Source organism: Bacteroidales bacterium (assembly GCA_023229505.1).
Classification (GTDB): Bacteria; Bacteroidota; Bacteroidia; order Bacteroidales; family JAGOPY01; genus JAGOPY01.
The window spans coordinates 1-8,744 of record JALNZD010000076.1 but is presented as its reverse complement, the minus strand read 5'-3'; the positions used below and the strand labels follow the sequence as shown (position 1 = coordinate 8,744).

Annotated in this window: 8 protein-coding genes, 1 tRNA gene and 1 pseudogene; 4 read left to right on the top strand and 6 right to left on the bottom strand. The window is 44.8% G+C overall.

Features of this window, described 5'->3' with window-relative positions; all coding sequences use genetic code 11:
- Positions 1–147: 147 nt before the first annotated feature.
- Both accC and M0Q51_16740 read right to left on the bottom strand, forming a co-directional pair.
- Positions 148–1,656: an acetyl-CoA carboxylase biotin carboxylase subunit gene (gene accC / locus M0Q51_16745; protein ID MCK9401622.1), complete on the bottom strand. Its 1,509-nt coding sequence runs from the start codon at positions 1,654–1,656 to the stop codon at positions 148–150.
- 139 nt (positions 1,657–1,795) lie between these two features.
- Positions 1,796–1,869 (bottom strand) — tRNA-Arg (locus tag M0Q51_16740).
- Between the two features lie 216 nt (positions 1,870–2,085).
- Here M0Q51_16740 and fbaA point away from each other — a divergent pair.
- Positions 2,086–3,165, top strand: a complete 1,080-nt coding sequence (gene fbaA / locus M0Q51_16735) for a class II fructose-bisphosphate aldolase (protein MCK9401621.1) — start codon at positions 2,086–2,088, stop codon at positions 3,163–3,165.
- A gap of 1 nt (position 3,166) precedes the next feature.
- On the opposite strand, the gene M0Q51_16730 is transcribed toward fbaA, so the two are convergent.
- Genes M0Q51_16730 through M0Q51_16720 form a run of 3 tightly spaced genes read right to left on the bottom strand, consistent with a single transcriptional unit; the run spans position 3,167 to position 5,309 of the window.
- A complete protein-coding gene (locus M0Q51_16730; GenBank protein ID MCK9401620.1) occupies positions 3,167–4,018 on the bottom strand; it encodes a universal stress protein in 852 nt (283 codons plus the stop codon).
- A gap of 11 nt (positions 4,019–4,029) precedes the next feature.
- Positions 4,030–4,443 carry an SPOR domain-containing protein gene (locus tag M0Q51_16725; protein MCK9401619.1) on the bottom strand — a complete coding sequence of 138 codons (414 nt, stop codon included), beginning with the start codon at positions 4,441–4,443 and terminating at the stop codon, positions 4,030–4,032.
- Positions 4,444–4,460: 17 nt separating this feature from the next.
- Positions 4,461–5,309: a universal stress protein gene (locus M0Q51_16720; GenBank protein MCK9401618.1), complete on the bottom strand. Its 849-nt coding sequence runs from the start codon at positions 5,307–5,309 to the stop codon at positions 4,461–4,463.
- A 183-nt stretch (positions 5,310–5,492) separates the two neighbouring features.
- Here M0Q51_16720 and ruvB point away from each other — a divergent pair, with 183 nt between their 5' ends.
- Positions 5,493–6,515 carry a Holliday junction branch migration DNA helicase RuvB gene (ruvB, locus tag M0Q51_16715; protein ID MCK9401617.1) on the top strand — a complete coding sequence of 341 codons (1,023 nt, stop codon included), beginning with the start codon at positions 5,493–5,495 and terminating at the stop codon, positions 6,513–6,515.
- A gap of 12 nt (positions 6,516–6,527) precedes the next feature.
- Positions 6,528–7,478: a tRNA epoxyqueuosine(34) reductase QueG gene (gene queG, locus M0Q51_16710; GenBank protein ID MCK9401616.1), complete on the top strand. Its 951-nt coding sequence runs from the start codon at positions 6,528–6,530 to the stop codon at positions 7,476–7,478.
- Positions 7,479–7,499: 21 nt separating this feature from the next.
- Here the strand turns inward: queG and M0Q51_16705 are convergent, their stop codons facing one another.
- Positions 7,500–8,129: a PorT family protein gene (locus M0Q51_16705; GenBank protein MCK9401615.1), complete on the bottom strand. Its 630-nt coding sequence runs from the start codon at positions 8,127–8,129 to the stop codon at positions 7,500–7,502.
- Positions 8,130–8,279: 150 nt separating this feature from the next.
- Here M0Q51_16705 and M0Q51_16700 point away from each other — a divergent pair.
- A pseudogene (locus tag M0Q51_16700) lies at positions 8,280–8,618 on the top strand (DNA-binding response regulator).
- The last annotated feature ends 126 nt before the right edge of the window (positions 8,619–8,744 follow it).

The window sequence follows — 8,744 nt, the reverse complement described above, 5'->3', positions numbered from 1 at the left end:
GTGAATATTTTTCTCTGAAGCTAAATTTTCATCGAAATCCAGACAGGCAGTTTTCCAAAGTCATACTTTTACCGATAATTATTATTTTTTCAATTTATATTAATGTCCCTTTTTAGAGGGGGCTCAAGTTTTAAGTTGGGGACTTTTTCAATACGAAAACATATTCTTTCTCCGCCCGCATTCTTTCCAGTTGCTTTTGCCATTTTTAGCCAACACTTTCGTCTGGAAATTATCTACCTTACCAAGATAATCAATGAAGACGGACATGATGGCCACATCTTCCACACGTGGGTTGATCGGGGGAGGAGTGAACAGGAAATCATGGTTTTTTTCGATAAAATGGGTATTGTATTTCCCGTCTTTGAAATCGGGTGCATCCATGATCCTGGTGAGCAATCGTATGGAAGTTTTCACCCCCGTGATCTTGTATTCATACAGAGCTCTTTTCATCCTGGCAATGGCTTCATCACGAGTCTTTCCCCAACAAATAAGTTTGGAAATGAGCGGGTCGTAATATAATGGGATTTCATAACCTTCATAAACGTATCCATCGCAACGGACACCCAATCCATGGGGCTCGGTAATATGCTTGATCACACCAGGACTTGGCATGAAGTTGCGGTCAGGATCTTCGGCATAAATCCGGCATTCGATAGCATGCCCTCTTTGTTTAAGGTCTTTCTGCTGTAAGGCAAGAATTTCATTATTGGCAACACGGATTTGTTCCTTCACCAGGTCAACACCGACAACCCTTTCGGTAATGGGGTGTTCAACCTGGAGGCGGGTATTCATTTCGAGGAAGTAATAATGAAGGTCTTCATCCACGATAAACTCGATAGTCCCGGCACCTGAATAAGCAGCAGCTTTAGCAGCTGCAACAGAAGCCCTCCCCATCTCTTCCCTGACTTCAGGGGTCAGTAACGGTGAAGGTGTTTCTTCGACCACTTTCTGATGACGTCGCTGGACCGAACATTCCCTCTCAAAGAGATGGATCATATTGCCATGATTATCTGCAAGTATTTGGAACTCGATATGATGGGGAGATTCAATATACTTTTCAATGTAAACCGCATCATTACCAAATGCAGCAAGCGCTTCAGAGCGGGCGGCACGGATCGAATTCAGTACCTGGCTCTCTTCTTTTACCAGCCGCATGCCTTTTCCGCCTCCGCCGGCTGAGGCCTTGATCATTACCGGCAATCCGATTTTCCGGATGACCTCCAATGCCTTATTTTCATCCCCTATAGGCTCGGTAGTGCCCGGAACCACGGGTACTCCGGATTTTATCATTGTTTGCCTGGCTGTGATCTTGTCGCCCATCATCCGGATGGAATCACCGGACGGTCCAATGAAAATGATCCCTTCCTGCTTGCATCGATCTGAAAAAGCAGCATTTTCCGATAAGAATCCATACCCGGGATGGATGGCATCAGCCCCGGACTTTTTGGCGACCTCAATGATCTTGTCAATATTCAGGTAACTTTCATCAGAGGGAGAAGGGCCGATATGATAGGCTTCATCTGCATAACGGACATGCATCGCGCCCCCATCGGCATCAGAGAAAACTGCCACCGTAAAAATATCCATCTCCCGGCACGATCGCATCACCCTGACTGCAATTTCCCCCCTGTTGGCGACCAAAATTTTATTGATCATATTGTTATTTAAATTGATTACAAATAAGCAAAAAATCTATAAGTATCTTGTTGTCAGTAAAGTATCAATTAGCGGCTCTTAGAAAAGGAATGTAAAGATAATGCTTTTTTTAAATGCAAGTATTTGATGAAGGAGAAAGTGATCCCGAAGGGACTCGAACCCCCAACCCTCAGAACCGGAATCTGATGCTCTATCCAATTGAGCCACGGGACCATCCTTAGTTCAAAGTTCAAAGTTCAAAGTTCAAAGGGTAAAGTTTAAGTGAAGCAGTTCAAAAAGATGAAGAATACTCAACTTAATAACTTATATCTTCAACTTTGCCCTTTGAACTTTGAACTTTGAACTTAATTTTAGGTTGCAAAGGTAAGCAAAAAGGGAATAGTTATAACTTTGCAGCGTCTTAAATTGTCTAACCTAATAATTAATTATATGTCAACCAGAGTATTAGATCATGTAAAACCGGGTGTGATTACCGGGGATGATGTCAAAAAAATATTTGAGCTGGCCAAAGCCAATCAGTTCGCTTTGCCGGCGGTGAATGTCGTAAGTACAAATAGCGTGAATGCGGTATTGGAAGCAGCTAAAACGGTTAATTCACCTGTAATCATTCAGTTTTCCAATGGTGGCGCTGCATTTTATGCCGGCAAAGGGCTTTCCAATGAGCAGGAAAAATCAGCAATAGCAGGTGCAATTGCAGGCGCTTTGCACATTCATCTGCTGGCAGAGATGTACGGAGTTCCTGTCATCCTGCATACCGACCATGCGGCTAAAAAGCTCCTGCCCTGGATCGATGGTTTGCTGGAAGCCGGGGAAAAGCACTTTAAACAATACGGAAAACCGCTTTACAGCTCACATATGCTCGATTTGTCGGAAGAACCCATTGAAGATAATGTTGCTATCAGCAAAAAATACCTCGAACGGATGGCTAAGATCGGCATGACCCTTGAAATTGAGCTCGGTGTGACCGGTGGTGAGGAAGATGGCATTGATAATGCCGGTATTGACAGTAAAAAACTCTATACGCAGCCGGAACATGTGGAATATGCTTATAGCGAACTGATGAAGATAAGTCCACGTTTCACCATTGCCGCATCCTTCGGTAATGTCCATGGGGTCTATAAGCCGGGAAATGTAAGATTGCAGCCGGTCATCCTTAATAATTCCCAGAAATATATCGAGCAGAAGCTGAAGACGGGGCCAAAACCGGTCAATTTCGTTTTCCATGGCGGATCAGGCTCCAGCCAGGGGGAAATCCGCGAAGCTATTTCATACGGGGTAATCAAGATGAATATCGACACCGATACCCAGTGGGCATTCTGGGAAGGCATCCATGATTATAATGACAAATACAAAGATTACCTGCAGGGTCAGATCGGAAATCCTGAAGGGGAAGACAAGCCGAATAAAAAATACTATGACCCACGCAAATGGCTCCGTGAAGGTGAATTAACCCTCATTAAAAGGCTCAAAACAGCTTTTGAAGACCTTAACTGCATCGATAGAAATTAATCTACCTGCTTAGCGAAACCAGCAAATCCTTCGGGTGAATGCTTAAAACAGGGATAGGTGAATGGTTCACCATTTGCTGGGCATAAGGCCCGAGTAAAAGGTTTCTCGCTGATATCTCCTGTTCCGTCATAATGGATATCAGGTTTGCATTGATTTTCAGGGCGTATTCAACGGTTGATTCGGTCAGATTCACTGCGTGAACTGACTCAAGCACGTAACGGATATTTTCTTCCTCCAGATGTTTCACTACCTGTTCGGCATAACTGTCGATCCTTCTGATAATAGCCTGCACATTGGAAGAGTAAAGCCTCAGGATATGAATTTCGGCATTGAATATTTTAGCCATATAAGCTGAGAAAGGCACTTTTTGCCGTGTCTCGGGGGTGCTGTCAAGCGGAAGCACGATCCTTTCCAGGTTTCTGTTGACGCTTACTCCTCCCCTGATCGTAATTACAGGTTTTCTCAATGCGCTGACGATGCGATTGGCGTTACTCCCGATCCAGAACTCTTCGAATCCCGATGCACCATGGGTACCGGCCATTACCAAAAAGATATCTTTCCGGTCTGCTTCCTTGACAATCTCATGGTATACCTTTCCCTCCCTGATAAGATAACTTAATTTATTGTTACTCATCAACAAAGGTTGATATTTCTCCAGCAGCTCATCAAATTTATCTTTCACCATGGATGATAAAGTCTGAGGGCCTTCCGTAAATATTTCCCTGGAAGAATCAGGTTTGATCACAAACATCATTTCCACATCCGCCTCTGCCTTATTAGCAATGTTAATCGCGTGTTCCAGGGCATTGAAGGAACATTCCGAGAAATCAATGGCAACCAGTATCTTTTTCATATTTCAGGTTTTTAGTTCATTAAAGGAAAATTGATTTCATCTTTAATCACCCATGCATTGGGATAATCAAAAATTATCGTTTGTAATACCTTTTCTGCTTCAAGCCGGGTCTTGAAATCCCCGACCCTCACACGGTAATTAGGCGTTTTCCAGCTGACATAGGCCTGGATATCAGGGAACATGAACAGGAATTGATCCCTGGCCTGTTTTGCCCGGTCACTTGAATTAATCCCTGAATCAGAAAATATCTGGATCCGGTATCCCGGGATAGCTTTATTATCAGGGTTTTCCATTATCCTCAATCTTAGGGCTTCATATTGATGTAAAACGGTATCAACCAATTTATCCTGTATCACAACTACGCGGCCATCAGAATTATATTGTGCTGATGACGCCATCTGTAACAGTAAAAAAAGCCCTATCATCGATTTAAACCTCATGATCATGCACCAGTTGTAATGGATACTAATTCTTTCGCCCTCATACTCAGCACCGGGACCGGAGAATGATTTACCATTTGTTGTGCGTAAGGCCCAAGGAAAAGATTGGCTGTTGTTGTTTCCTGTTCGGTCATGATAGCGATCAGATCAGCGCCGACAGCTTCAGCATAATCAATAGTGGTCCTGGTTATATTATCAGATTCTTTCGTAACGGCGACAAACTTTATCTTTCTTTCCTTGAAATAATCGGTCACGTGTTTGGCATAATTATCGACTCTTTTCTGCACTGATTTAAGCGAAGTCGAATAAAGCGACAGAACATGTATCTCGGATTTAAAAAGATTTGCAACCTGCGAAGCGACGGGAATCTTCTGGCGGGTTTCCTGGGAACTGTCAATCGGGATTATGATCTTATGGATATCACCGCCCTTAAAATCGTGCCGTAGCGTAATTACCGGGCAAGGGGCGTTGGTCACAATCCGGTATGCATTACTCCCGATCCAGAATTCCTCAAACCCGGAAACGCCATGAGTTCCGGCTATGATCAGGTCGGCATTGACACTTTTAGCCTGCTGGGCTATTTCAATGTAAACCTTTCCTTTACGGGTCTTGTAGTCAAGCTTACCCCCTTTCAGGCTCTTTGAATATTTATCCTGCAACTCTTTCAGCAGCGCGACTTTCTCGTTTCTTTCCTCATGGGCGAATCCTTCAAAAACAACTTCCTCGCTGGTGGTGTTGTCTACCCAGACCATCTGAACATCTGCCTTGGCCTTATTGGCAAGATGAATACCAAAGATCAGTGCATTGATCGATGTCTTGGAAAAGTCGATGGCGACAATAATCTGTTTCATGACCTGGCCGTTTGAAAACACAATTTTCAGTAAAAATAAGAAATATAAATATTATTTTCATCAAACGGGGTAACAAACTGACGAAAAGAAGAGAAAAAAAATGAGTTTCACCGTTTCACCGTTCCACTATTCCACTGTTCCACTGGAACTAATTTCTTACTTTTGTTCATCAAATAGCGGATGATGAATGATAATCTTGATCCATCAGGAAAGTTCCTGACTCCTGCAGAAAGAGAAGCCGAACAGGTCCTCCGGCCGGCCGACTTTTCCAGCTTTGCCGGCCAGCAGAATGTGAAGGATAACCTGACGATTTTCGTGCAGGCCGCCAGGCAGCGCGGGGAAGCCCTCGACCATGTTCTCCTGCATGGCCCTCCAGGCTTGGGGAAAACTACGCTATCCTACATCATAGCTAACGAGCTTGGAGTAAGCATAAAAATCTCTTCCGGGCCGGTACTGGATAAGCCGGGCGACTTGGCCGGGTTGCTGACCAACCTGGAAACAAATGATGTGCTGTTCATCGACGAAATCCACCGCCTCAGCCCGGTGGTGGAAGAATATCTTTATTCCGCGATGGAGGATTACCGGATCGATATCATGATCGAAACCGGCCCTAATGCCCGCAGCGTCCAGATCAAGCTGAACCCGTTCACTCTCATCGGCGCTACGACCCGATCCGGTTTGCTTACCGCACCGCTGCGATCACGCTTCGGGATCAATATGCGTTTATCCTATTACGATGCCGAAACCCTGGAATCGATCCTTTACCGTTCGGCCAGGATATTAAATGTGCCCATTGCAAAGGAAGCTGCCAGGGAAATATCGCGCCGCAGCCGCGGGACGCCCAGGATCGCCAACCTGTTACTGCGAAGGGTCAGGGATTTCGCACAGATCAAAGGTACCGGAACGATTACTATTGAGATCGCCCAGATTGCCTTGAAAGCCCTGAATGTCGACCTGCACGGACTTGATGAGATGGATAACCGCATCCTCACTACTATTATCGAGAAATTCAAGGGAGGCCCCGTCGGGATCAATACCATCGCCACAGCCGTAGGGGAAGAATCCGGAACTATTGAAGAAGTATACGAACCGTTCCTCATCCAGGAAGGCTACCTGATGAGAACCCCGCGTGGCAGGGAGGTGACCGAACTGGCATACCGGCATCTCGGCAAAGGCATGCTGCCAAAGCAGGATAAATTATTCTGAAATCCCGGCCGATTGGAAACTACGCGCCATCACGAAATCTCACAGTGGATCAGAACAAGAGCCTCAGAACTCGGATTCGCCGCCTGCGGTATTTCCGAAGCTACATTCCTTGAATCAGAGGAAAAGAGATTAAATCATTGGCTCATGCAAGGATATCATGGTGAGATGGGCTACATGACCAGGTATTCCGATAAAAGGCTGGATCCCCGGCATTTATTGCCTGATGCCAGATCGGTCATATCAGTGCTGATGAATTATTTACCTGGAGAACACCTCCCGGATAAAAACAACTATAAAATCGCCAAATACGCCTACGGGAAGGATTACCACCTGGTGATCCGGGACAGGCTCAACCTGTTCATTGAAGAAATAAGGGCCCGTGCCGGTGAATTCCAGGCCCGTGCTTTCACCGATTCAGCGCCGGTCATGGATAAAGCATGGGCTGAAAGGGCCGGCCTGGGCTGGATAGGAAAAAATACCTGCCTGATTCATCCAAAGCTCGGATCGTTTGTCTTCATTGGTGAGATCATCACCGATCTTGAACTGGAATATGATCAGCAGCAGGTCAATGACCTTTGCGGCGGCTGCGCCTGCTGTATCGAAGCCTGCCCAACCGGCGCCTTTATCGAACCCCGTATGCTCGATGCCAGGAAATGCATCTCTTATTATACCATCGAATACCGTGGAGAATTACCAACAGGAGAAAAAGACAACTTTAAAGACTGGATTTTCGGCTGCGACATCTGCCAGGATGTTTGCCCATGGAACAGGCAGGCAAAAGCCAATTCCGAAGACGCTTTCCGGCCAGATCAAGCCTTGCGGGAGATGACAAAAACAAGATGGGAACAACTTACCACGGATCAGTTCAATGATCTTTTCAGGGAATCGGCGGTGAAAAGATCGAAGTTCATCGGGTTGAAAAGGAACATCCATTTTTTGAAAGACAACCAATCTTTAGCTTGATCAAAACAGAAATGTACTGGTTTACCAGGCCGGCTTGAATTGATAAATAAAGCTCATCACGAGGCAATCGTTGAACTGGCCATAATTTCCTGGAAAAATCCTGAGTATATCCCCCGTAGCATTGTCACTGCGGATGTTCAGGAGTGAATTATTAGTGCGGATATTGAACATAAGGCGATTAGCTAAATAAATATACAAGCCGGCGTTGATCTGAAAAGTTACGCTGGCCGGGCGGTTTCCACCTTTAATTTCATAATAGTTATTTTCTTCATAATAGCTAACCAGAAAACCCAGGGAAGGGCCGGCTTCCACTTTAAACCGCTTGCTGATAATATATTGGTATAAGACAGGCAGTTCGACATAATTAACGCGGAAAAGATATTGATTAAAATTATTTGATGAATCAGGGTTTTCACGGCTGCCTTTCTGGAAAAATTCGAGCTCCATCTGAAAAGCCGAATGTTTGCTGATCTGCAGGTTTACATAGCCCCCGGCGAAAATCCCCGCTTTGTGAAAACCAGAGTATGTATCACCGGCTACCTGGGTCCCCGCCACCCCGGCAATGATCCCGCCATTGAACTGCTGGCTGCTGGCCGGAAAAACTATAAAAATTAATAAGATGAAAATGATAAGGACCCTGGTTTCACGCATAAATACCAAAGATTATGATTTCTGCCCAAAGATCGTAAAATTAGGCAGAAGGGCCCGGAAAAAATTTTCATGATAGAATAGCACCCTTAATTTTTATACTTTCGTCATTATAGTATTAATTGAAACTTACACCAAATTTGTTTCTTCACAATGGAACAGTACAAAATCCTTCTGGTGGATGACGAACCGGATATCCTGGAATTCCTGGGTTATAATCTCCGCAAATAGGGTTACGAAGTTCACACCAGCAATAATGGAAAAGATGGACAGGAGTATAATTTGCCGAGGAAGGAATTTGAGTTGCTGAGCTTGCTGGCTTCAAGGCCCAACAGGGTTTTTCCCCGGGAAGAGATCCTTTCCATCATTTGGGGGGATGATGTGATCGTTGGCGACCGGACGATCGATGTCCATGTGCGGAAAATCAGGGAAAAGCTCGGAACCCCGAACATTAAGACCATCAAAGGAGTTGGGTATAAGTTTGAAGATTGAAAGTTGAGCCCCCTCTAAAAAGGGACATTAATATAAATTGAAAAAATAATAATTATCGGTAAAAGTATGACTTTGGAAAAATGCCTGTCTGGATTTCGATGAAAATTTAGCTTCAGAGAAAAATAT

What these genes read in the sequence shown, in the direction of transcription:
- accC (MCK9401622.1), bottom strand. Translation starts at nt 1,656, where the DNA reads ATGATCAATAAAATTTTGGTCGCCAACAGGGGGGAAATTGCAGTCAGG.
- M0Q51_16705 (MCK9401615.1), bottom strand. Translation starts at nt 8,129, where the DNA reads ATGCGTGAAACCAGGGTCCTTATCATTTTCATCTTATTAATTTTTATA.
- M0Q51_16720 (MCK9401618.1), bottom strand. Translation starts at nt 5,309, where the DNA reads ATGAAACAGATTATTGTCGCCATCGACTTTTCCAAGACATCGATCAAT.
- ruvB (MCK9401617.1), top strand. Translation starts at nt 5,493, where the DNA reads ATGAATGATAATCTTGATCCATCAGGAAAGTTCCTGACTCCTGCAGAA.
- fbaA (MCK9401621.1), top strand. Translation starts at nt 2,086, where the DNA reads ATGTCAACCAGAGTATTAGATCATGTAAAACCGGGTGTGATTACCGGG.
- M0Q51_16725 (MCK9401619.1), bottom strand. Translation starts at nt 4,443, where the DNA reads ATGATAGGGCTTTTTTTACTGTTACAGATGGCGTCATCAGCACAATAT.
- M0Q51_16730 (MCK9401620.1), bottom strand. Translation starts at nt 4,018, where the DNA reads ATGAAAAAGATACTGGTTGCCATTGATTTCTCGGAATGTTCCTTCAAT.